Here is a 24,370-nt window from a genome sequence, read left to right on the forward strand (position 1 = left end):
CTCGGGTGTGATTCATCCCAAATGGAAACCCCGGACCCCAGGGATCGCCGCTGGGTTAACCGACCATGTCTGGACCTTTCGCGAGCTTTTAACCGCCAAATTTGAGCCGATTCAGAATCACAGTATTAGCCGATGAGCACCATTGTTTTAAGGAGTTCTTTATTTTCACGATTTATTATAAGAAGTCTAAGTATTCCATTTTTTTTAAATAAAAAATCTCTAAAAAAACTTTCAAAATTCTTTGTAATATAATTCAGATTGTGACCAATTAATAGGATGTTTTTTGCTTGTAAAGCTATTTCCCACTCATCCATTTTAGGCAAATTGATACGAGAATTAATTGGGCAGATAATTTTTTCATGCTGATTTATTTTTTGTGGTGATTCTGAATTTATATATTCATAATCTGAAGAGAAATATTGACGAACTTTTAATTTTATTCCAAATTTTACCTCGATCTCTATTGAATTTTTGAAATTATCAGTCAAAGTATGGTCAAAATCTACTAATTTCTGATATGCGTTTTCAGAAAAAAGAATTTGCATTCCATCAGCAAAGTCCATGATTCTTGAGGCCATGTTTATTGTAGTCCCGGCAAAGTTATAGTTTCTATTTACATCTTTATATACAATGCCATTTCCTTCATTAATTCCAATTCTTAACTTAAAATGATTGTGGTCATTACACCAATTTTCACGTTGAAATTGCACGCAAGCAAATTTCTTATTATTTGATTTTATTAGATGTAATAATTTTTGTGCAAACTGAAGTGGGAGTGTTGTAGTTTTATCTTCGATAAATGTAAAAACAATAGCTAGGCCATCTCCGGTTGGAATTTTTATAATATCTGTATCGAATTCGATACCATTATCAGTTGCATATTCAGCAAATTCGTTAATTTGTTTAATTTCAGCTATTGCATTTTTGATAAGTTCTATAAATTTATCTATCACTTTTTTTTGGTTTGATGAATTGCGTTTTGAATATTTTTCAATATCCATAAATATTACTTGTGCTGCTGTGCTTCCATTTTTATTTTTTATAATTTTATTCAAATGTTCTGATTCAAGTTTCATGTTTACCTCTTCTTTAATAGATGTTATATTATTTTTTGGAGCTTCTTCTTTAGGTGTATTGAATTTCCTGGCTACCTCTTCAGTAATTGGTTTGATTATATCATTTTCTACAAGGTTTTCTTTGGGGATTATAGGCTTAGTTTCAGATGATTTAATAATTTTTTGCTTCTCCGCAAAAAAAAGAATTCCTTTACATTTTGAAGGCTGATCGATTTCAGTTGGATTAATAGTCCAAAAAAGAACCTTTTTATTACAATTTAAACAATTCGCACTGCTAGATACAGTGTTTCGTTTTTTGTCGTATTCTCCTAAGATCGATTCTCTGAATATCGTAGGAATATTACAATGAGGGCAGGTTATTCTAATATCTTCTGGATATTGTTTTTTATGATCTGTTCCTTTATGTTTACCCCATTTTTCAACATCAGAACTAGAAATCATGTAGTCCTTTAAATATGAATTTTCTGAAAAAGTTATTGGAAAAAATAAAATTCCATCACAGTCTTTATTGTCAAAATCTTTTGATGGGTTAATTATCCATAAATAAATCTTATTTCGACATTCAGGACATTTTGATTCACTTGTTAATGTCTTTTGGAAGCTATCAAACTCAGTTTCTAACTTTGGAATACTAAAGTTAACAGGATTATTCTCTATGTTGCTATTTAAAGAACAATTTGGACATATCATATTAAAAGAAATTGGACACCAATACCCTTTTACTATATCCCAATTTCGCACTGAGCTTAAAGGAACAAATTTCATGAATTTCCCTTTTTACATTGAAGCATTTGATTAGATCTTAAGTAAGAGAATTTATTTGTATTACTTATGATATCAAATCCTGACTGCTTACTTATTTAATCAATCGAAATAGTAAATTCGAGTTTGCTCGTAACCGACCAATGATTCACAGTATAGATCAATTTGCGTTAATTGTTAAATAGGAAAGTGTGCGGAAATAAAAAAATTTGACCTACGTGCAGGAGGAACTTTGGAAGGGAATAACCAAAAAGAAATAATGCCATTTGCCAAACCAGCGAGTTCAGAAGTGAAGAGTGAAGTGGCTGGAAAGGCAAATGGCAAGACTGGGGCGGAAGACTCGCAAGCTCGGGGCTGCCTTCACGTGTAGGTTTTTTGGTTTTGCACCGCGAAGCGTTGCGGTTCGGATAGCCGGTCGGTTGGCCGCTTTGGGCCTACCACCGGACTCCAGATTATCTTCTCTTTTCTCCCCACGTCGCCTGCGCCCCGCAGGGGCGCAGGCGACGTGGGGAGGGTTGGAGGAACGAACCTTTTTCCGGTGGTAGCTCGCAAAGCCTTGCAACCAACCGGCTATCCGAACGGCAGCCCTTCGGGATGCTCAATCCAATTCACAAGTGGTCGCTCGCTGTAGCTGAACAACCGACCAGCTATCTGAACGGTAGCCCTTCTGAATGCTCAATCCAATTCACAAGTGGTAGCTCGCTGTAGCTGAGCACCGACCAGCTATCTGAACGGCAGCCCTTCGGGATGCTCAATCCAATTCACAAAGTGTCTTGTCTCACTGAGAGGCAATCAAAAATCCTACACGTGAAAGGCTCAGGGCTTGGGGCGGAAGGCAACGGACTCGGAGCAAAGGAAGGGATGAGGGATGAGGGGTGAGGGATGAAAGAAAACCAATTCTTCAGCCCCTAGCCCTCAGCCCGATGTCTTCCGCCCTCAGCCCTGGTTTTCTCAGCCGCTGGCTTATTTAGAAGTTACCACCATCTCGACCGGCACGGCGTTTCCGCCTTTCTGCGGGTTGTAATATTCATACACTCGCGACGAAACCGTTTTGGCTTTGAGCGGATATTTCGCTTTCAGTCTGAAATTGAAGGTCACCGTTTGCCGTGCTTTGAAGGCGTCAAAGTACAAAATAATCTGCTTGCCAGTGACGGTGAACTTGGTGACGTGGCCACCTTGTTGACCGGCGTTGAGCCCCATCAGTTCCTGGAGGTCTTCGGCCAGCGGTTCAAATCCGGGAGGAATTCCCAAATCCACCATCACGAGTTCGGCATTCAAATTCTGATTGTTACGAACCGTTACTTTCGCGGTCGCGATGTCATCTTGCGCCAGTCGCGTGCGGTCATAGTCAACCTTGATGCTGAGCGGTTCGGCACCCGCGCCGTCACTGGTTTTTCTGGCCACCCACGGCATGTAATACCGTCCGACGATTTGATAGAGGAGGCTGCCCTGGCCGCTAAACCGCAAATCAACCTGATGTGCCCCGGAGGTCTGCGTCCAGCGTTTGAGGTCAACCTGCTGCATCAGGTCCTGATTATCGGCGTCAATCGTGAAGCGATGCACTGGCTGGCCGTTGACCAAAACTTCGACCGTTCCGCGAGTGTCACCCGATGAAGCGGCTTTTTGGGCCAGCAAAAATGCCTTGAGCGACAAAATCGTAGCCTGGGTGGATTGCCAGTTGCCGAATGAATCTTTCTTGCTCGTCAAATAGGCCAGTGCTTTGCGGGCCACGTCGCTGGCGCGTCCCCACTTGATAACGGCTTGCGTTGCCAGCGCGGTGGTTTCAATTGCGGCATTGTCTCCGCTGGCGTAAGTCGGGGTTTTGCCGCCGACTTCCCAAAACATCATGTCATTTTGCTGGGTGGCCGATTCGACCAGATTTCCAACCGTTCGATCTGCCCAGGTTTTATCGGTTTTGTAATCGGCGGCGAAGTTGGCAATTACGGCTTCGGTATAGGCGTCTTCTTTGCCCGTCGTGTGGCTTTCGACATAGCGTTTGGCTTTATCAATCGCCTCTCCCTGATACCCGGTGTAGGCCAATGCCCATCCGATGTAGGCCGTAATCCGCACCACATCCGTGTTGAATTGATTGGTCGCGCCTTCGTTGATAAAGGACGTGTCCGGTTTGAAACTGCCGTCCGGTTGCTGTTGCGAAGCGAGCCACTGTTGCGTCCGCGAAATCAAACGCGGGTCAACTTCGTGGACTTTGGACATGTCGTAAAATTCCATCAACCCGTAGGAAGTCAAAATCTTGTTGGCTGGCGCTTCGCCAAACCACGAAAACCCGCCGCCTTTGACTTCAAACGTGACCAGCCGTTGATAGCCAAGGGAGATATACCCTTCGGCCTTGACCTGGATTTCAGGCGCAATCTTCTTCGTGGTTTTCAGGTAATCCATCACCAGCACATTCGGATAGGTCGAAGATGACGTCTGTTCAAAGCAGCCGCCGGGCATCCGCAGAAGGCTGTCGAGTCCTTCGACCACCTGCGACAGCGGCCCCGGATAAATTTTCACCATCAGTTTGCTGGCATCGTCAATTGCGCCAACCGGAATCGTCAACGTGTGCTGTTTGTTGCCTTCGAGACGGTCATTGACGACCAGCGCCTGCATTTCGCCGTTTGGAATGACTTCGACCGTGCGCGACACCGCATCACCCGGCGAACTGGTGTTCCCGCGCAGGTACGCCGTCACCATCAGTGGCTGGTTGCCGATCTTTTTGGCCTGGACACGATAATAGACGGCGGTGACTTCGTTTGGACCAACGGTCAGGGTTTTCACTGGTGTATCATCAACCAGGATAAACCAGGCGTCTTCTTTCAATTTCAGTTCGATTTGCTGCGCCGTCGGCAGGTAGTTATACACCGCTACCGGCACTGACACGATGTCGTCCTGAGTCAGCGAAACCGGCAAATCAAGATCAACGAAGAAATCTTGAAACACCCGCACGCCGCCTGTTCCCGAGCCAAGCTGTCCGCGCTGGGTTGAAGCCGTCATTGTTACGCGCCACGTCGTGATTGAATCGGCCATTGGGACGGTCAACTGGGCCTGACCATTGGCGTCGGTAATCAAACTTGGATTGGTGTAGAGCGTTTCCGGGAAGTACGACCTGACGCGGGGTTCTTCACCGCCGCCACCGCCGCCAGATTCCTTGCTCATAATGCCGTCATCCAAATCTTTGTTGGCGCGTTCATCCTCGCGGAAGCGGGCTTCTTTTTTGGCATCAGCCGGACCGTCAGCCTTGAAAAATGCTTCATTGGCGGGTTGAGCGGCAGCGGGCATTGGTGGCCGGGCGCCACCGACGGCATCACCAAACTGACCTTCCATCCCAGCCTTTGCCCGGCGCATGACCTTGTTTTTTTGTTGGACGCGGCCATTGGCCAGGGTGACGACTTCGCTTGAATCGCCACCATATGGATAATTCAGGCTGATTTGAAGCGGTGACGAAGTGTCATCCGTCAGCCGCGCTTCAATTGCTGCCTGTTGCTGATTGGTCAGCGTGAACGTTGTGGCCGTGCCGAGGAATCCAGCCGAGCGGACTTCAATCCGATATGTTCCCGCTGGAAGATTATAAACGGTGAATGTTCCACTTGAATCGGTTGCCATCGAGCGGATGATTTGTTTGGCCTTGCCTTTACTGTTCAATCGAGAAAGAACGACCGAAGCCTGGGCAATGGCGTTTCCGTTCGATTCAGTGACTTTGCCGACCACAAACGATTCGCCGTTGCGCAGATTGGCATTGGTCTCAATTTTGACTTTGCCGTTAAATCCATCACCTGTTTTGAGTTCTGACGCTGGACGCGTGAGATAATAGAGCATTGAAAAATCGGTTGGGCCGCCTTGTATCCCATCGTGGCCAAAGCTCTGGACATAGCCGTAACTGTAACGTTGCGCGCCGTAATTGTACGAATATTGATTTCCAAACTGGTACGGTTTTCCCCACGGGTCAAGCAAGTCGCTTTGCTTCAAGTAATGAGCTTTGACGGCTTTCGGTAAATCGCCGGGGAGTTCAAACCGGGTGACGCGTTGTTCGGTAAAGTAGCGGTTCAAGTTTTCAACCAGTTTCGTGGATTGTACATAGTTGATCTGGTAGTAACTCGACGCATATTCGTTTTGTTTGGCCGAGAGGAAATCACGCCCGGCATCGGTTTTGACCGTGTACGGGTTGATTTCGGTTGCAGCGGCGAGCAGCACTCGGGCGGCGGTTTCACGGCGCACCATTTGGACGGGTTCGGTCAGGTTGGCCGGAACAATTTCATCGCTCGAAAAGCTATGGATTTCATAGCGCGGCTTGAGGAGTTCCTGTTCGAGATAGAAGAAAATTTTCTCAAAGCCAGGCTGTTTTTCCGAGAGTGCAAACACCGCTTCGTCCACGATTTCAACCCCAATGACCGCGCGTTTCGGACGACCAGCCGCATCGGTCACGGTGAAGTTGAGCACGGCGCTTTCACCGGGTTTAAAGCTTTCTTTCGGCGTCGAAACCGCCACTTTTAAGTCATCCGCTGGATCCACGAAAATCAGCTTCCGGTCACTGATCGGGTCGGCGTTACGGCCAAAGGTGTAAGCCCGTAACTCCAGCGTTCCAAACAGATTGGTGGACAAATCGAGTGGAAATTCAGCTTTGCCGTTTTCAAGTTCGAGCGCCGTGGTGAGCACCGTCTGGCGGTCTTTGATGATGTCGAGATAGAGCGACCCTTTTTGTTTCGTGGAAATCCCGGTAATGGCCACGGTTTCACCAACTTTGTAGGTAGCGCGGTCGGTGCGCACAAGCAGGCTGTCTTCGGTTGGTGCTTCAGGTGATAGTGAAAGCGTGGCCTTTCCGGTTTTGCTGCTCGCGTCGCGGGCTTCAAGGGCGAGTTCAACGGCCTGGGCTTTGGCCGAAACGGTGGCCATGCCAAATCCATTGGCGTCGGTCTGGATGACACCCGGCGTGAGCCCTTTGGCCGTCACCGTGGCCGAAACCGGCACGCCATCGGGTGATGAGGTCAAAATGTAGACCTTGTTTTCCAGATTCGGCACCAGTTTGCCGCTTTCCGGAACGGCCAGTATCAGAATCGGATTGGAGGAAACCAGCAATTGTTCGCTTTTCGATTCGGTGTGATTGGCGGTGTCGCTGACCGAAATTTCACAGGCTACGGGGGCGCTCCCCTGGGTAAAACTGCTTCCGGCAAAACTGGCGGGTAACTGGCTGCTGAAATGGGCTTTTCCGTCGGCATCGGTCTGGAGTTCAAGGTTGCCGAGTTCAACTGCCGACACGTCAAACGTGGAAAGTTTGAGCGTTACTTTGCCGTTTGAAACCGGTTTGCCAAACAAATATTTGGCGGTGATTGTACCAGCAACCGTCTCACCAGGGGCGTAATAACGCCGTTTTTGACCCTGGGCATCACCGTCAAAGGCGATTTCGATTTTGAATTTGGGCAACACGTAGCGATCAACTGTGACGGTTCGTTCCTGGGTGATGCTGTTCGGGTCGTTTTCCGCACCCAAAATCACCCGGAGTTTGTATGCACCCATGTTGACTTCATCCGCCAGTTGAAAATCGGCAAAGGCAACGCCAAAGGCATCGGTTTGCGTGCGGCGCTTGAAGACTTTGTTGCCTTTGGCGTCTTCGATTTCGATGATTGCCTGACGATTGTTGGCGGCGGCACGAGTAAACCGATCAAGCGCCAGTGCGCGGAGGTGGATCATCTGGCCGGGTTGATACATCGGTTTATCTGTCGTAATGAGAATGCTTTCGCGGCGAACCAGCGTGATTGGTTGCAGGAGTTCTTGAGCGCCGACGGGTGTGTCTACGTTAATTTTCAGACTGGCTTTGCCGACGGTTTCGGCTGGGAAATTGAGCGGTAGATTGACTGTTCCGTGGGTGTCGAGATCGGCTTTGCCAAGCTGAAATTCGGTTTTGTCAGTCTTGAGTGCCAGTTGCAACGTGCCCTCGGTCAGCGGCGAGCCATCGAGTCCGTCAACGGCCACCAGTCGAACGGCAGAGGGACTTCCGACGCCATATTGTTGCTGACCCAGGACTCTGACGACCGGGTAGCGCAGAATGGATGAAATCGCATAAATCCCGGCGGGCTCGGCATCAGCGGCAGATTGGGGGCTTGAAAACCGGTACTGGAGACGATGCCAGACGATGTCTTCGCGCTGGAGTGTGGCTGGAATCGCAAGCTTGAAGTTCCAGACACCCTGTTCACCGGCGCTCAATTGATCACTTTCAGAATGGCTGGCAATCACTTTATTGTCTGGGCCGAGAATTTCTACGTTGAGCGTGCCGCGCCCAAGTTTCTGGCTGGTCAGGTAGGGAATGGTGACTTCGAGCGTTCCCGGTCGAAAAACGGCTGACAGTTTGGCCGGAGCATCTGCCTGCGACGTGTTGTTAAAAAACCAGAACCCCAGTGTTCCAAATAAGATAAGTCCGAGTGCAAAGAGTCGGTTGCGAACGGCAAACCCGACAGGTGCGGTGCGACAAAAAGCAGCCTGTGCAGACATTGGATTTTCTCCCCGAATTGAATTGATTCTGAAATGGACGCGCTCTGTAGATTTCGTTTCGGGGCTGTTGACGCGATGGATAGGAAATGGTTCCTGAAGAATTGAGAATTGAGAATGAAGAAACTGGTTTCAATCTCTTCTTTGCTCCATGCTCCATTCTTTGGCCTGCTCCATCCTGGTTACGTGGGCAAGGTGACTCTATCTTATGGGCTTATTTGAAGTTAACGGCTGACAGATTCTGGCGCGGAATGGCTTTACCGGAAATCACCACGGTTTCAATTTCGCCATAAGCGGTGATTGTTTTGAGCGGATTGGCTTTTAAAATCAACAAATCAGCCAGTTTTCCCGGTTCAATCGAGCCAAGTTTTTTCTCCAACCCAAAGGCTTTGGCATTGCGGGTGGTTGCAGCCAGGAAGATTTGTTCGAGACTCAGGCCAGCAGCGTGGAGTTCCTTGAGTTCCAACTGACCGTTGAACCCAGGCACATTACCGACACCTTCTTCGGCGGGAGTGTCAGACCCAAAAATAAAGTTCACTTTGGATTGAATTGCCAGTTTCATGGCCTTGAAAAAACGCTTTTGAACCGTGTGGAGGTAGGTTTCAAGATCAATAGTCGGGTCTTTCCGGTTTTTAGTGTAGGTCTCAATCAAAAACCGTTGCGAGGCTTTGCCTTTTTCCGACTTCAGGTGTTCGATCAGCGCACTGGGCAAGGCGTTTTTCAATTCCGGATGGCTTACCAGCGACCACGTGTATGTGTCAATTTCACCCGAAATCACACGCATGGTGGCCTGGACATATTTGCCAGAGTTACCAAGTTGCTTGAGTGTGGATTTGACTTCCGGGCCTGGCTCTGTATCAAGCGGGGAAGTGGTGTTCCAGTACCAGAGCCCGTGGGCGAAAATATCAACTCCGGCGTTCAATCCCTTCTGATAGCCTTCGGCTGATGGAGCATGAATAATAACTGGCAGGTCCAGCGCATGCGATTCATCCACCAGTTGCTTTAATACGTCATCGTTTGGAACCGGAAGCTCGGATTTAGACCAGGTGCCACGTTCAAAATAGGTTTTAATACCGATCATGCCGGTTTGTTTCAGTTTATTGGCGAGAAATTTGGGCGTATGCTGGGTCAGGTCAGTGTTTTCCGGGACATCAGCCAGTTGCTCGGGGTTGTACACCCAATCGGGAAACATTTTGTATCTGAGCGGTTTGGGAAAGAAATTGGGTCCATAGCCATCCAAGACACGAATGCCTCCCACGCCGAACAAGCGTGGCTTGATTTCGGCTGCTTCAAACCGCTTTCTTGAACCGCTGGTCAAATTCAGATCAATGAGTGATGTAAACCCATAATACAGATATGTTCTTGGTAGTTGCCGATAATAGCTGTTGACCAGCTCTGGGTTATTTTCAAAGTCGTCGTCAGTTAATCCAACTGGTGTGTTGACGTGAACATGTGAGTCAATCAAACCCGGCACCAGGTATTTGCCCTTGCCTTCGATGATCTGGACGTTGCCTTTGATCATCGGGCGTTTTTTTCCAGCATACAGGATTGTACCCTCATCAAGGATGACGTGTCCGACAAAGGTTTTTACTTTTTGTTCCGATGCCGAAATTACTGTGATATTGGTGATGAGGACTCCGTTTTGAAGGATAAAGTCCTTTGTTGTCTGGGCTTGAACAATTGGAGATATAACCAGGAACAACAAGACAATACACCACCTGAAAGCGAATAGTTGTTTCATAAATTGAGAATTGAACCAGTGACGGAATTTGAAGTGACAGGCAGCAATATCAGGGCAGAGTGGTTGGTTGTCAAGGTAAGGGCCTTTCCGCAACGGAGTGAACTGGCATCGCTGATGCCAGGATCATGTCCAGATGTCTCATTTTGGCCAGTGGGTGCGCCAGATTGCCAACCGTCAGGTGGTATCCCTCCTGGTGAAGACATCTGACATATTGGAATTTCTTGAAGGCTACTCGCGCCTGCTTGTGGTCTATGCCTGGCTGGCGCGGCACTACCCGGAGTTGTGCGAATCAGACGGGACCATTCAGGCGCTAAGGGAGTCGGATGGAAATATCATACCACCAGGGTTCAGGGTTCAGGGTTCAGGGTTCAGGGCCAGATACTCCACGTTGAGTGGTACCCGCCAGTTCCCCATGGGATTTTATTTTCTTCTGGGTCCCTAAGTACCCATACCAGCTTGCGAATCAACGAGTTGCTTCGGCAAAAGACCCCACGCCGGCGGTGTCGTGACTGCGCAAAAGTGCTTCCGATTGGCCACCGCTACCCGCTGTGCGATCCCTGTTTTCTGGCGCAACGGGAAGACAGATATTTTGATGAGTATTGAATTCAGTCTTATTTTTTATACCTATCTCTAACCAAACACCACCAGTTACGTCAAAAGCAACTTCTTTATAACCGATGAAAAAAGACTTGCCATTTAATACCAGGTAATTTAAACTACTGCCATGATTCGAGTTGAAAAACATCACATCAAACCTGATTGCCCATTCTTCGCCGAAGCGGATGACCTCTGCTTTCGATCAAAGAACCTCTACAACTTGGCGCTCTATGAACAGCGACAACGGTTTTTCGAGGTGGGGACGGTGTTTTCATATGAACAACTCGATGTCCGATTGAAAACGAGCGACGCGTACCGGGGATTGCCGGCCAAAGTGAGTCAGCAGGTTTTGAAACAGGTGTGCCAGGACTGGACCAGCTATTTTGCCGCCACTGCCGAATATGCCCGCGACCGTGACAAATTCCTGGCTGAACCAAAGATCCCGAAGTACAAACCCAAAGCGACGGGCCGGAACGTGGTGGTGTACACCACTCAGGCCGTCAGCCGCAAAGCCTTGAAACGGGGTGTGATCCACCCCTCCCAAACCAACCTATCCTTCCCAACCCGGATTCCCCGAAACCACATTCAGCAGGTGCGAATCGTGCCGGAACTCACTTCGTATGTGCTGGAAGTGATGTATGAACTCCCGGATGTGACGGAACCCAGTTCCTCCAACCGAATCGTCGGGATTGATCTTGGTATTGAGAATCTGGCCACGATAGCTTCAAACTGTCCGGAAGTGAAACCGGTGCTGGTTAACGGTCGCCCGGTCAAGGGTCTCAATGCGCGCTACCATCAACACAAAGCCCGACTCCAATCGCAACTCCCAAAAGATCAATCAACTTCAACCCAAATCAAAATTCTGACCGCCAAACGCAACCGCCGCATCGAGAATGCCCTGCACCAGAGTTCGCGGATGATCGTCAATCTGTGCCTCCAGTATCGGATTGACACGGTGGTGATCGGCAAAAACGACCTCTGGAAACAAAATGTCGCCCTCGGAAGCGTGGTCAATCAACAGTTTACGGCGATTCCACATGCCCGGTTGATCGAGATGCTAACCTATAAATGCCAGTCGGTCGGGATCAAAGTCGTGACGATTGAGGAAAGTTACACCTCGAAATGTTCCTTCCTCGATGGCGAAGTGGTTGAAAAACAAGCCAGCTATGTCGGAAAACGAATTCATCGCGGGTTGTTTCGGACCGGTCGGGGGTTGCTCCTCAACGCCGATGTCAATGCCGCACTCAACCTTATCAAAAAAGCATTCCCGGATGCCTTCGGACCAGGACCGGACGCACGAGGCCACGGGATGGCGGATTGGGTAGTCAATCCGGTACGGGTGACTCCGTTTGGAAGGGCCGGTTCAGGGACTTCCAAACGGGAAGCCACGTGCGAACACCAAATGTATTGGTCAGTCAGTCAGACACAACCTCCAGTCCCGATTCTTGGTCTCGGGACGAAGGTCTGTCAGATTTGATTATATTTTTGGTAACTATCCGAGGATTTAGCGGTGATGGCGGTGCTGCCGTTCAAGCCCAGTTGGTTGATCCAACCTCGCTGGTTTTCGATCAGGCAGGGAACTTATTTATTGCCGATCAGGGGAATGGGCGCGTGCGCCGGGTTGATGCGCAAACCGGGAAAATTTCGACCGTTGCTGGTGCTAAATCCGGGCAACCCGGAGTGGACGGCATCCCCGCGATTCGGGCCAAACTTTTTGTGAGTTTTATTGCGATTGATCTTTCCGGGAACCTTTATCTGGTTGATGATGGGACAAAAATTCGCCGCGTTGATGGCAAAACAGGCATCATCACAACTGTGGCTGGAAATGGGTGTCATCCTGATTTTCCTGACTGCTCGTCTGATGGCGAAGGCGTACCAGCCACACAGGTGAGCCTGTCAATCACCGGAATGGCCGTGGATGCCCAGGGAAATCTCTTTGTGGCCACACAAGGAGTCTCTCTTGAAACGATGAGCCGGTTGAACCGCATCCGTCGGGTGGATGTTTCAACGGGATTGATTACGACTGTGGCCGGGATGCCCCAAACCGGGTCAAACGGAGATGGTGGCCCGGCAGCTCAGGCTTCCTTTGTCAATCCGGGCAGTCTCAGTATTGACAGGGATGGCAATTTGCTGTTGAGCGATGGCAATGCTGTTCGAATCATCAAAGGAATTGCCAAAGTTGCTCCATCTCAATCCGAACTGAAGATTACCAACGCCTCGTTTGCTGACCGGACTTTAACCATTGACGGAACAGGTTTTACCCCAAATGACCTCGATGTTGTGATCAATGATCGGAGTGTTCGAAAATTTATTACCCGGTCTTCGCCAGCCCAAATTTCCTTGACCAAAAGTGAAAAGAAACTCAACCTGAAGCCTGGAGAAAACCAAATCACAGTCAGGGCCGGTGGGCGCACCTCAAATGTATATATAATGAATCGCTAAACTGGAATCTCGGCGTAACCGGGTGATCCAGATAACCTCAAGATACTTTTATTGCTTGAGGTCAAAAAAAGGTTAAATCGTTGAAAGTTTTATTTCTCAATGATTTAACCTTTTTCAACTTGGGAAATCCTTCCAAATTGGATGAGCACGAAAATGTACCGGTGAAGTCCAGGTCGTCCAAATCGTCCGTAGACCGGCCATAGTTACCAAACATATAATCAAATCTGACAAACCTTCATCCCGAGACCAGGGATCGGAATTGGAGGTTGTGTCCGACTGATTCAAACATATGATTGGTGTTCGCACGTGGTTTCCCATCTTGGAGAGGCTGAAACAGTCCTTCCAGACGAGTCACCCGTACCGGATTGACTACCCAATCCGCTATCCCGTGGCCTCGCCGTTCAGGTCCTGGTCCGAAGGCATCCGGGAATGCTTTTTGAAGGTTCTTTGATCGAAAGCAGAAATTATCCGCTTCGGCAAAGAATGGTGAATCAGGTTTGAGGTGATGGCTTTCAACTCGGATCAGGGCGGCAGTCTAAATCACAAAGTATTAGAAGGCAAGTCTTTTTTCATCAGGTATAAAAAATTTACCTCTGACATAACTGGTTATGGTTAGTTAGAGATAGGTATAAAAAATAAAACAGAATTCAATACCCGTCAGTCAAGTCTCACAAATTCCTGCAAAAAATAGGCTCCACTCAGTTTCATCAACCTTGCTATGAATGCCATTGAATGTGCCTTGCTCAGCAAAGTGTACGGTTCGTTTCGTGCCGTGAACGCCATCTCACTTGAGGTTCAACCGGGAGAAATCTTCGGGTTTCTGGGTCCAAACGGCGCCGGGAAAACGACTACCATCCGGATGTTGATGGGCATGTTGATTCCATCCCAGGGGCAGGCCCGAATCCTGGGACTTGATTGCCAGAAAGATCGAGTCGAAGTCAAACGTCGGGTCGGGTATCTGCCAGATAATCCGGTGTTTCAGGACTATTTGCGCGGGGTTGAAATTCTGCAATTTGTCGGAGAAATGCACGGCCTTGCAGGCCAGTCTCTGGTTACACGCGTCACCCAGCTCCTGGAACAATTTTCCCTGACGGATGCTGCCTACGAATTTGCGGTTAATTATTCAATGGGCATGAAGCGCAAGCTGGGATTGGCTTGCGCCCAGATTCACAACCCTGATGTGTTCATTTTGGATGAACCAACCAACGGTCTGGACCCGATTGCCCAGCGCGAAGTTCAAAACTGGATCACAAGCTCCGCTCAGGCTGGGAAAACTATTTTTCTTTCCACCCACCTGCTCGATATGGCCGAAAAGTTGTGTCATCGGGTGGCGATTATTCACCGGGGTGAAATTCTGACGGTTGGGTCACCTCAACAGCTCAAAGATCAGCTTTCGGCAGGTGGTTCGCTTGAAGAAGTCTTTTTTGCCGTCACCACGACTGAGGACAATTGAAGGGATGAGGGATGAAGGATGAGGGATGAAATAAAACCAATTTTTCGGCCCGAAGTCTTTAGCCCTCAGCCCTCAGCCCAATGCCCTCAGCCCCAAGCCCTTAGCCCCAAACCCTTAGCCCCAAGCCCTCAGCTCCAAGCCCTCAGCCCAATGCCTTCAGCCCGAAGTCTTCATCCCAAAGGTTTCACTTATGCCTCCTCGTCTTTCTGCCTTCCAGATTTTCTGCGTTGTATCAAAGTACAGGTTTCTCCAACTGCGAAATATTCTGGCCGCCACCCTCAATGCCCAGCGAAAGGGAACTCAGCCTGAGGCGAATCGAACCGGCACGGCCCGTAAAGGTCAAATGTCAGTCTCACGGGTAATTTCAAGCCTGGTGTTGATCTGGATTCTCTTCGGAGGGATGTCACTGACAACGATGAGCGGTCTGGTCATCAACTTCAAAAAAACCCCCCAATTGATAGGCTTTAAACTTCCAAATACTGGCCAGCAGCTCAGCTTTGATCCAGGGGTTTCTGAAGCTGGGAAAAGCATTGTGCGATCCCGTCCGTTTCTCCATCAGGTCTCATTCCTTGCCTTGATAACTTTTGTCGGACTCATTGCCGTGTCAATGGGGTTTCAGGGCCGCAATCTGGCCCGACTCGATATGGCGGTTGAGCAATTACTCACGCTGCCAATTTCAATCCCACTCATTTTTTATAGCCGACTGGTCGAATATATTGTGTTTGGTTTTGGCTGGGGGGTGTATTTCCCGTTTTGTACTGTTTTGCTCTTTGTTTTGGGATATCGGTGGAGCGTCATTCCGCTCGCCCTTGGTCTGACGCTGGTTTTCAACTGTGTTTTGGCCATTGTGCAATTTGTCCTTGAAATCCTCCTGCGACGGTTTTTTTCTCTTTCCAGTATTTCCAATTTTCAAATCCTGGCCACGCTCAGCGGAAGCCTCTTTGTTTCGGTGTTTGGGATGTTTCCGATCTTTGGGGAATTTTACCCGGCTCTGTTCCAGTGGTGTGATCGGGTTGGCCGGGTCGCCTGGTATTTGGTGCCTTCCCTGGGGTTCAATGTGCTGCAGGGAGGTGTATCTGTACAAGATTTCGGTGCTCTGGGCATTCAACTGGCTGGTGTGGTGGTGACTGGGTTGATGGGGTGGACGATCATTGGGTGGGCGTCACGCGCTGGGCTCGAAGCCGTCTCTGGTCGGGAAGCTGGTCAGCGGAAGCAAAAATTGAAACTTTCGCAAAGCCGCATTCCAGGATTTTTCCGCCACGAGTTCATTATCCTTCGACGTGACAAACGGGCCTGGATATCAATGCTTTCACCACTGTTGATGCTGATGCCGATGCTTCTGGTTCCCAACATGGCGAGCAGCATGCTTTCTGATCCGCTCAAATCAGGCGCGCTGGCTTTTGGATATGGAATGCTGCTGCTGGTGACGGTGTCAATCAACATCGTGATTTTTGAAGGCGAAGCCTTCTGGATTCTATACACGGTGCCGCAATCACTGCTTCGACTCTTGCTCCAACGGACCGCTTTTTGGCTCCTCCTGGCCTGGGTGACATCGCTGGCCATCTGGATAGCTGGCTTTAGCTATCGCCATCGGTTTGAAACTGGCGATCTGGTGGGGCTGGTGTGGATTGTCGCGGGTCTGCCGATCCTGGGTGTGTTGGGGATGGCGATGGGCGTCCTCTTTACTGATCCGCTGGCGAGAGAGTCCAATCAGCAAATTCGGTCGGACCTGGCAATCTTACCGCTGGCCTTTGGCGGATTATTTGCCGGAGGCATGTTTTTGCCGGGTATCTGGTTGAAACTGAACTGCCTCTTTTTGTTTGGAATGCTGGCGCTGAGCTGGTTGCAGAAAGCCAGCCAGCAAATTGAATATCTGCTTGATCCAACCGCCCTGCCACCTCGAAAAGTCCACGTTGCCGATGGGTTTTCCATCGGGGTTTTATTTCTGGTAGTCCTCATTTTTCTGATAGCCGGGTTTACCTTTCCCACCGCAATGAAGCCGCAGGTGGCCTTTTCCTTGAGCTATTGCGTCGCCGCGCTGGTAACGGTTTGTGCCATGGCAGCCTATGCGTCGAGCGAACAGCTTCCGCTCAAAGAAACCTTCTCGTTGTGGCAAAGTGGAATCGAAGAATCCCGCGAGACGGTTCTGGTGATGCTCAAAGGGATCGGGCTGGTGCTGGTGATTGTTGGGGGAAGTTATTTTTTGCCAGTTTCAAGACCGCCGCTGCCAGCCGGGCCATCAGGCGTTGGCGAAAGACTGGTTCTGACCATTCTCGGACCGGTGATTGCCCTGGGCATCAAACCGGTTTGGGAAGAAGTCTTGTTTCGGGGATTTATCTATCAGGGGTTGAAGACGTCAGTGAGCCCAGTGTGGGCGGGAATTCTATCTGCCTGTGTTTTTTGCCTGTTTCAGCCGCCCTGGAACGCGCTTCCAGTGTTTTTGCTGGGACTGGTGACGGCCTGGACGTTTGAACGATCTCAAAGCCTGATCGCTTCGATGGTCGTCCATGCGGCCTATAACGGGGGGCTGATCGGAATTCAGTTGCTCATCTACACGCGGTATCCGGGATGAGGAAAGAAACGAAAGCGGCGTCACGTGAGCCGCACTCCCAAAAGAAAAAACTGGCGGTTGGTCGCCGCCAGTTTTTTGGCCGTTTTGGGTAGAGAAAGGGAACAGTGATTTGGAATCAAACCGGTTCCCCGTTCAAACGGTCACTTGAACACCTGAAATGGTCCATAGAGTTTATCAATTTCAATCTGTTTCTCGGGTGAAAACTGATTGTTTTCATAGCTCATGGCTTTCAATTTGGGCAGGCTCTTGATTTCAATTGGCAGGTCCGTCAACTGGTTGTTATTGATCTGGAGGTTTTCCAGCTTCTTGAGCTTGCCAACGCCTGCCGGAATCGCCGTGAGCAGGTTGCTGTTTACGCGGAGCGTAACGAGCATGGTGAGTTTTTCAATTTCATTTGGCAGGACGGTCAGTTGATTGACTGAAAGTCCCAATGTTTGCAGGCTGGTCAAATTCCCAATTTCGGCTGGGATGGCCGTGAGCTGATTGGCGGCCAGATACAGTTCCTGCAAATGTTTTAAATTGCCAATTTCAACCGGTAAGGTGGTCAGTTCATTGCTGGCGAGGCTGAGCCATTCAAGTTTTGTCAATTTTCCGATTTCCGGCGGCACTGATGTCAACGAATTGCCGGCCAGATTTAATCGGCGAAGGTTTGGAAAGTTTCCAATTTCAGGTGGAAGAGTGGTCAGTTGTTTGCTTCGGAGATCTAGATTAAACACCGCTTCGGGTTGTGCCAGGGCCTCTTCGAGGGTGGTGAAAACTCTGTTTTCAGCGTCCTGTTGGGGGGTGGCAGCTTTGGTCATTGGAGCGGCGAATAGCAGAACTGAAACCAGAATGCTTGAAAACAGCAAAGCGATGGATTTCATAATTCCCCCTCTCAACGTAAAGCTTGCCGGTCGTGGGTAGGCCAAACAAGTAAAAGAAATTTTTGTTGATGTGTACTGATTGCACTGCTTGAGGAGAGCAAGAATTATGCCATGCTTTCATTGAGACTGAAATGAAAATAACTATATGTTTCGCCTTGTTTTGAAAATGGCATAACTTGTTTTATTTGAATGTTTTATAGTGAGCACTGAGTCAGAGTTTCTGGGGTGACTGATAGCCGGTGTTGGGAGCGAGTTAGTCAGGGGGAAAATTACCAGGAAAATGACCAAAAAATTGGGGAAAGATACGCGGGAAATTCAACCTGAAATTGCGGAAAATTACCGGATATCAAATCCACCTTTGCCAGATTGGTTTTCAGGTAATATCCGAAATTCTGGATTGTCTCTTTCGCCCGGCAAGGCTATAACCAGTTGATCAACCCAACCCAAAACGAGTTTCCGCTGAAGTGGTTGATTCCACAACGGTACTGATTTCTTTTTCTTCAATGTCATCCTGGTTGAATATTTATGAAAAACATCCGAACCTTGTTGAGTGGAGTCTGTTGTCTTGGATTGAGCCTGGGGCTGGTCCCCGAAGTATCAGCGCGGCAAACTTCTGACATCCTGAAACTTGAAGTCGGGCAAACCCAAACCGTCCAGGTATCAGGCGGTCAGAAATATCGGCTGTCGTTCAAAGCCAAAGCCAGTCATTATATTCACCTGAGCGTCAATCAGCAGGGAATTGATGTTGCCCTTCGGTTATTTTCCCCAGATGGGAAAGAAGTGGATATGTCAGACGAACCCAATGGAAACCAGGGGTTTGAACGTGTGAAATGGATTTCAACCGAGGCTGGAATGTATGAACTTCGAATTGAAGCCACCGACCCAGCCGCGGCTGTCGCACGTTGTGTGGTGCGATTTGAATCACTGCGTCCAGCTACTGAACTCGACAGGTCGGTCATGGAAATTGACCATCTGAATGAACAGGTTCAGAGCCTGTTTCTTGAAGGGAAAATTGACACGGCTCTGGAGGTCATGCTGAAAGGGCTGGCATTGGCTGAAAAAAACCTGCCGCCGGATTCCGAAATGCTGGCTCAATCATTGAACAATCTGGCGTCGCTGTATTTTACCAAAGGCGAGTTTGCCAAAGCCGAGCCAGTGTATGAGCGCGCGCTGGCCGTCTATCGTCAAGCTGGTTTGCAGGAGTCACAAGATGCCCTGACCTTGTTGCAGAATCTGGGCACCCTGTATCAGGAACTTGGGAAATACAATCTGGCCCAGCCTGCCTTTGAACAACTCGTTGACCTGCGCAAAAAAGTGCTTGGCCCGGACCATCCCGAGGTGGCCCTGGCGCTCAACCGGTTGGCGATGTTGTACCGTGTCCAGGGGCAACTCGATAAGATTGAGCCGTTGTTGCAACAGGCGCTTTCAATCAATGAAAAAGCACTGGGGCCTGAGTCTGTCGGGGTTGCCACCAGCTTCAATACATTGGGAATGTACTATTTCTCGCGAGGGGATCTGGTGCAGGCCGCCCAGGTGTTTGAACGATCTATTGCGATCATGCGCAAAGGGTTACCAAAAAATCACCCTGACTTTTTGACTTCCTACAACAACCTGGCGATTGTGAATGACCAGTTGGGGAACTTCAAAATCGCAGCCGACTATATCAATCAGGCACTGGCGCAGGCTGAAGCCCAGTTTGGCCCCGACCATCCCGCCGTGGCGTTGCTGCTCAGTACACTGGCCACCAATCGTCGAACCGTGGGAGATTTTCATCAGGCGCTCCTCTATGATCAACGGGCGTATGAAATCCGACTGAAACTCTTTGGCGAGAACCACAAAGAAACCGCCACCAGTTTGAATAACATTGGCTTTACCTATTACAAACGAGGTGATTATGAGAGTGCGGAACCGTATTATCGTCGGTCCCTGGCCATCCGGGAAAAAGTCCTCCCAGCCAATCACGTTGAAATTGGCCAGAGTTACACCAATCTGGCGGCCTTATTGATCGCCAAAAAAGACTATCCACCAGCCAAAATCTGTCAGGAAAAAGGGTTACAGATTCTTGAGGCGGCGCTTGGCCCAACCCATCCGGATGTGGCCAACAGTTTGAACAACCTGGGGATCCTGTATCAGGAAGTAAATCAGCTTGACCTGGCCAATGAGTGTCTGCGTCGGGCGCGTGACATCCGGGTCAAAGTGTATGGTCCGGAACACCCAGGGGTGGCTTCCAGTGACAACAATCTGGGGATTGTGGCCCTTGATCGAAACCAGGTGGATGAAGCCCTCGCCCTGACTCAAAATTCGCTCAAACTGCGTCAGCACATCTTTGGCAAAGATCATCCTGAAGTGGCGATTAGCTGGAATAACCTGGCGTTGATTCGATGGACCACAGGTGACCTGAAAGCAGCCGTTGACTGTCAGCGGACGAGCAATAACCTGATGGAGCGGCAGTTTGAACGCAATTTACTGGACGGTTCAGAGCGCCAGAAGCTCCAACTGGTCAAAGTCACCGCCAATCGTCTTGACCAGACCGTGACGCTGCATACACAGGCATTGCCGGGCGATGTCTCGGCGACCGAAATGGCGATGGAATTGATTGTACAGCGCAAAGGACGGGTTCTGGATGCGATGGCCGAGGGCGTGGAGGCCCTGCGCCGTCGGGCAACACCTGAAGATCAAAAATTGCTCGATGACCTGACCAGTGCCCGGGCCCAGCTTTCGGCACTGTCGCTGCGTGGGCTTGGAAAACTCAAGCTGGAAGACTTTCAGACCAAATTGCAGACCCTCGAACGTCAAATTGACGAACTCGAACGCGCCATTAGTACCCGGAGTGCCGAATTTCGAGCCCAGGCGCAACCGGTCACACTCGAAGCCATTCAACAGGCAATCCCGAAAGACGCGCTGCTGGTGGAATATATTGCCTATCGAAAGTTTGACCTCAAGACACGAAAAAGCGGCGCCCAAGCCTATGCCGTGTATCTGCTTGGTCACGAGGGACCACCCCAGTGGGTATCATTGGGGGATGCCGCGCCGATTGATGCCGCCGTGACAGAGTTTCGCAAAGCGCTTAAAACTCGAAAAACAGATTTGAAGAAAGTCCTCAATCCCGTTTCGCAGAAACTGGACCGGCTGATTTTCAAACCGGTTCGCCAGCTTACAAAAGACAAAAAGCAATTGCTGATTTCCCCGGATGGCGCACTGCAACTGATTCCATTTGCCGCGCTGATGGACGATCAGGGGCAGTATGCGGTCGAACGATATTCGATTTCTTACCTGACCAGTGGCCGGGATTTGCTACGACTCCAGGTCAATATTCCATCAGTTGAACCGCCGTTTATTGTGGCCGATCCAGATTACGGTACGGGGGCTGGCCCGACGTTGTCAGGGACGACGTTCCAGCCTTTGGAACGATTGGCCGCCACGGCCATCGAAGGCCAGCACATTCAGACGCTCTTTCCAGATGCGGCGCTGAAAACGCAGGGTCAGGCGGTTGAAAAAGTGCTCAAGTCAGTCAAATCACCGAAATTACTGCACATTGCCACCCATGGCTATTTTCTGCCGGATCTGGTTCCGACAGATCAAGACACCAATGACTCTCGAACCCTGACCAAAACCCAGGATCTGGAAGCCGTCAATGTCAATCAACTCCGATTGGCGAATCCATTGCTGCGGTCAGGGTTGTTTCTGGCTGATGCCAACCAGCGTGGGGCAACTGGGGAAGACGCCACGCTCACGGCGCTTGAAATGACGGGACTTCCGTTGTGGGGCACAAAACTGGTGGTACTGTCGGCCTGTGAAACCGGCGTTGGGGAGGTCCGCAACGGAGAAGGTGTGTTTGGACTCCGACGGGCGCTGGTTCTGGCTGGCAGCGAAACCCAGATGATGAGCCTCTGGTCAGTCTCTGACCGTGGGACACAGGAACTCATGGCCCAGTACTATCAGCGGTTGAAAAACGGGGAAGGCCGGGCCGAAGCGCTCCACAATGTGCAGCTTGCCATGCTGAAAGACGCGCGGTGGGCACATCCTTTTTACTGGTCAAGTTTTATTATCTCTGGCGAATGGAAGCCGTTGTAGGGCTGAGAAAACCAGGGCTGAGGGCTGAAGAAGACGGGTTGGAGAACTTCTTTCCCGTGTAGGTTTATTGATTATTTCTCTGTCAGACCTGACATTTTGTGAATTGGATTGAGCATCCTGAAAGGCTGCAGTTCGGATAGCCGGTCGGTGCGAGGCTTTGCAAGTTACCACCGGAAAAAGGTTCGTTCTCTCCCTTTTCTCCCCGCTTCACCCGCGCCCCAAGGGCGCGGGTGAAGCGGGGAGAACCAAAAAGTGGCATTCGTATCCGGTGGTAGGCCCAAAGCGGCCAACCGACCGGCTATCCGAACTGCAGCTCTTCGAGGTGCAAACCCAAAAACTACACATAAAATGGCATATGGATGTTTCCAATTCAGCCGCGGCATGGGTGGGAAATAGCCTCAATCTTTGAGCTTGAAACTACGCCTCGACGCTGAGCTGGCACTTCATACCTTGTTCACACATTCGGCTTCGCAGCGATTCCGCCCGGTCCGGATGAACCCGAGATTGCAAAAGGTGAGGCGTTCCATCACAAAATTCTGATCGAAGCGCTGGTCCCGGCTTTTGCAAGTCAAATGCCCGCGAAAGAAACGCAAGCTGGGAATCAGTGAGGGCAAACGTTGGCTCCAGCGTGAGAGTGAAAAACGGCCCGGTGTAATCAGGCACTTCCGGATGTCCCAAAACAACCCAGCTTTCGTCAAAAGCGGGTTGCGGTTCTGGTAAGGCGACACAATGCAGTCGGCGTGCATGATCGCGGAGTTCGGTTTCATCCCGGCAAAGGAAGACAAACTCATTGCAGACTGGGCAATGCCTGACCTGTTCATTGACGGTTGGGGTGAGTTCAGCCCATTCACTCGGGCATTTGAACGTGAACTGACAGCGTTGAATCTGGGTTGGTTGACCAGTCATCGGTTACACCCGTAGTTTCAACTTGGGAAACGCTTTCCGAGAAACAGGTAAATATTTCCTCATATGGATAAAGCTCGTTTGTGCCCTACGAGCAAGAACTCCAGCTCGCAACAGCCTTTTTGTTTCAAATCTGTGAGTCAGGCATTCCTTTGAAGAAACTTGATTGAGTAAAAAATTTTAACAGCCGTTTTTTGACTTTCAGAATCTTTGCATCTCACTGACATTGTCAACTTACCAGTTGGATTTTTTTCAGATGGAAAATGGACGCCAGCAAAATAATTATATTCTGTTTGGCTCTGTGGAGCAGTATACAAAACAATTTTGGCTGGCTCGTGATTGATTTCTGTAACAAGTTGCTGAAATTGAGGTTGAGATGAGTCATCCAGTGAATTGGACCACATCCCAAAATCGAAACTCAGATTCATGCTCTGGCTTTTGTACTCTCCGACATAAGAATCAATACCTTGAACCGCTCGCTCCTGCAAATCTTTAGGAACAGAGAAGCTGAAGATTCCTCTTGCATTCACTATTTTCCAATCAGTTGGGGTTGTGTGGTCAGGCTGTATTTTATTTGTAGAACATCCAAAAAGCAGACCGAATCCCAGGAGTGAAAGAAAAACTATTTTCAGCCCTTTTATTTTCATACAAGCTTACTCTCCCGCTGCAACTCGGATCTTGTCCGGATACTGTTCGGCCAGTCGGAGTGGTTCGCCGCCCTTTTTGAACCGAAAATCACACTGGCTGGCACCGAGGGCAATCGAGCCGGTTCTCCGAAGTCCCTGGTTGCCTTTGTCGCTCATCACGTCATCCGCGCCGCACATGTAGGGCACTAAATCCTGGGCATCATACTTTGAGCACTGGGTGTAAATCGCGCAGGACTTGATATTGTGGCCAAAGTCGAAATCCGTCCCGTTTCCAGGGACAAATTCAAATACATCTTCGCCGGGTGCCGGATGTCGTTGCGAAGCTTCAGCGGCTGCCAGGAATTGAACATAGCGTTCGTGGGCGGCGGCTTCATTCTCTGGTTCGGTTGGGGCCGGAACAGGTGCTCGGGCCAGGCCGTGGAGCATGGCGCTCCCGAAATCATGGACAGCTACACCACGTTCTTTCAAGGCTAAATAAGCTGCGAGATTGACCGTGCAGACAAAAAGCGCTGACGCCAGTGGATGAAATGGTTTCTCAACGTAGGCCAGCTCCGGAAGCATCTCATCAAAAATCACTTCCGCCCTGGAAACAATGGTTTGCGGGTCGTCTACAAATCGTCCGGTCAGTCGAGCCAGCCGTGGTTTGGCCTGTTCAAAGAAGCTTTTCACAAATTGTTCGCCTTCGTGTCGTGTCATGTATTTCCTTGAGAATGCTTTATGGTTGGTGTTGAAATGAATCCCTTCGAAAACCCGGAAGCGT

The 24,370-nt window shown here is 49.6% G+C and carries 14 protein-coding genes; 6 read left to right on the forward strand and 8 right to left on the reverse strand.

Annotation, left to right across the window (positions count from 1 at the left end):
- Positions 1-125: 125 nt before the first annotated feature.
- The 3 genes from HY774_25165 to HY774_25175 all read right to left on the reverse strand — a co-directional run bounded on the left by HY774_25165 (position 126) and on the right by HY774_25175 (position 10,059).
- Positions 126-1,841, reverse strand: a complete 1,716-nt coding sequence (locus HY774_25165; GenBank protein ID MBI4751787.1) for a hypothetical protein — start codon at positions 1,839-1,841, stop codon at positions 126-128.
- A gap of 960 nt (positions 1,842-2,801) precedes the next feature.
- On the reverse strand, positions 2,802-8,321 hold the full coding sequence (locus HY774_25170) for a carboxypeptidase regulatory-like domain-containing protein (GenBank protein MBI4751788.1): 5,520 nt from the start codon (positions 8,319-8,321) through the stop codon (positions 2,802-2,804).
- Between the two features lie 211 nt (positions 8,322-8,532).
- Positions 8,533-10,059: an amidohydrolase family protein gene (locus HY774_25175; protein ID MBI4751789.1), complete on the reverse strand. Its 1,527-nt coding sequence runs from the start codon at positions 10,057-10,059 to the stop codon at positions 8,533-8,535.
- 133 nt (positions 10,060-10,192) lie between these two features.
- On the opposite strand from HY774_25175, the gene HY774_25180 reads away from it, so the two are divergent.
- Positions 10,193-10,501 carry a hypothetical protein gene (locus tag HY774_25180; protein ID MBI4751790.1) on the forward strand — a complete coding sequence of 103 codons (309 nt, stop codon included), beginning with the start codon at positions 10,193-10,195 and terminating at the stop codon, positions 10,499-10,501.
- A gap of 21 nt (positions 10,502-10,522) precedes the next feature.
- Here HY774_25180 and HY774_25185 read toward each other — a convergent pair whose 3' ends face one another.
- Positions 10,523-10,807, reverse strand: coding sequence for a hypothetical protein (locus tag HY774_25185; GenBank protein MBI4751791.1), 285 nt, complete (start codon positions 10,805-10,807; stop codon positions 10,523-10,525).
- On the opposite strand from HY774_25185, the gene tnpB reads away from it, so the two are divergent.
- From tnpB to HY774_25205, 4 genes are all read left to right on the forward strand, one after another.
- On the forward strand, positions 10,784-12,133 hold the full coding sequence (tnpB, locus tag HY774_25190) for an IS200/IS605 family element transposase accessory protein TnpB (protein ID MBI4751792.1): 1,350 nt from the start codon (positions 10,784-10,786) through the stop codon (positions 12,131-12,133). The genes HY774_25185 and tnpB overlap by 24 nt on opposite strands.
- Positions 12,130-13,098 carry a hypothetical protein gene (locus HY774_25195; GenBank protein MBI4751793.1) on the forward strand — a complete coding sequence of 323 codons (969 nt, stop codon included), beginning with the start codon at positions 12,130-12,132 and terminating at the stop codon, positions 13,096-13,098. The genes tnpB and HY774_25195 overlap by 4 nt, the downstream gene beginning before the upstream one ends.
- Before the next feature lie 718 nt (positions 13,099-13,816).
- Complete coding sequence (locus HY774_25200; protein MBI4751794.1) at positions 13,817-14,551, forward strand: ABC transporter ATP-binding protein; 735 nt, start codon at positions 13,817-13,819, stop codon at positions 14,549-14,551.
- 190 nt (positions 14,552-14,741) lie between these two features.
- Positions 14,742-17,123: a CPBP family intramembrane metalloprotease gene (locus HY774_25205; GenBank protein ID MBI4751795.1), complete on the forward strand. Its 2,382-nt coding sequence runs from the start codon at positions 14,742-14,744 to the stop codon at positions 17,121-17,123.
- A 140-nt stretch (positions 17,124-17,263) separates the two neighbouring features.
- On the opposite strand, the gene HY774_25210 is transcribed toward HY774_25205, so the two are convergent.
- A complete protein-coding gene (locus HY774_25210) occupies positions 17,264-17,986 on the reverse strand; it encodes a leucine-rich repeat domain-containing protein (protein MBI4751796.1) in 723 nt (240 codons plus the stop codon).
- A gap of 525 nt (positions 17,987-18,511) precedes the next feature.
- Here HY774_25210 and HY774_25215 point away from each other — a divergent pair.
- Positions 18,512-22,060, forward strand: coding sequence for a CHAT domain-containing protein (locus tag HY774_25215; GenBank protein MBI4751797.1), 3,549 nt, complete (start codon positions 18,512-18,514; stop codon positions 22,058-22,060).
- A 417-nt stretch (positions 22,061-22,477) separates the two neighbouring features.
- Here the strand turns inward: HY774_25215 and HY774_25220 are convergent, their stop codons facing one another.
- From HY774_25220 to HY774_25230, 3 genes are all read right to left on the reverse strand, one after another.
- The gene (locus HY774_25220; protein ID MBI4751798.1) at positions 22,478-22,966 is read right to left on the reverse strand and encodes a hypothetical protein; all 489 of its coding nucleotides are present in this window, start codon (positions 22,964-22,966) and stop codon (positions 22,478-22,480) included.
- Positions 22,967-23,103: 137 nt separating this feature from the next.
- Positions 23,104-23,610: a hypothetical protein gene (locus HY774_25225; protein MBI4751799.1), complete on the reverse strand. Its 507-nt coding sequence runs from the start codon at positions 23,608-23,610 to the stop codon at positions 23,104-23,106.
- 6 nt (positions 23,611-23,616) lie between these two features.
- On the reverse strand, positions 23,617-24,306 hold the full coding sequence (locus HY774_25230) for an L-2-amino-thiazoline-4-carboxylic acid hydrolase (GenBank protein MBI4751800.1): 690 nt from the start codon (positions 24,304-24,306) through the stop codon (positions 23,617-23,619).
- Between the last annotated feature and the right edge of the window lie 64 nt (positions 24,307-24,370).

The organism is Acidobacteriota bacterium, from assembly GCA_016208495.1.
GTDB lineage: Bacteria > Acidobacteriota > Blastocatellia > Chloracidobacteriales > Chloracidobacteriaceae > JACQXX01.

What these genes read in the sequence shown, in the direction of transcription:
- HY774_25165 (MBI4751787.1), bottom strand. Translation starts at nt 1,841, where the DNA reads ATGAAATTTGTTCCTTTAAGCTCAGTGCGAAATTGGGATATAGTAAAA.
- HY774_25170 (MBI4751788.1), bottom strand. Translation starts at nt 8,321, where the DNA reads ATGTCTGCACAGGCTGCTTTTTGTCGCACCGCACCTGTCGGGTTTGCC.
- HY774_25175 (MBI4751789.1), bottom strand. Translation starts at nt 10,059, where the DNA reads ATGAAACAACTATTCGCTTTCAGGTGGTGTATTGTCTTGTTGTTCCTG.
- HY774_25180 (MBI4751790.1), top strand. Translation starts at nt 10,193, where the DNA reads ATGTCTCATTTTGGCCAGTGGGTGCGCCAGATTGCCAACCGTCAGGTG.
- tnpB (MBI4751792.1), top strand. Translation starts at nt 10,784, where the DNA reads ATGATTCGAGTTGAAAAACATCACATCAAACCTGATTGCCCATTCTTC.
- HY774_25200 (MBI4751794.1), top strand. Translation starts at nt 13,817, where the DNA reads ATGAATGCCATTGAATGTGCCTTGCTCAGCAAAGTGTACGGTTCGTTT.
- HY774_25205 (MBI4751795.1), top strand. Translation starts at nt 14,742, where the DNA reads ATGCCTCCTCGTCTTTCTGCCTTCCAGATTTTCTGCGTTGTATCAAAG.
- HY774_25210 (MBI4751796.1), bottom strand. Translation starts at nt 17,986, where the DNA reads ATGAAATCCATCGCTTTGCTGTTTTCAAGCATTCTGGTTTCAGTTCTG.
- HY774_25215 (MBI4751797.1), top strand. Translation starts at nt 18,512, where the DNA reads ATGAAAAACATCCGAACCTTGTTGAGTGGAGTCTGTTGTCTTGGATTG.
- HY774_25220 (MBI4751798.1), bottom strand. Translation starts at nt 22,966, where the DNA reads ATGACTGGTCAACCAACCCAGATTCAACGCTGTCAGTTCACGTTCAAA.
- HY774_25225 (MBI4751799.1), bottom strand. Translation starts at nt 23,610, where the DNA reads ATGAAAATAAAAGGGCTGAAAATAGTTTTTCTTTCACTCCTGGGATTC.
- HY774_25230 (MBI4751800.1), bottom strand. Translation starts at nt 24,306, where the DNA reads ATGACACGACACGAAGGCGAACAATTTGTGAAAAGCTTCTTTGAACAG.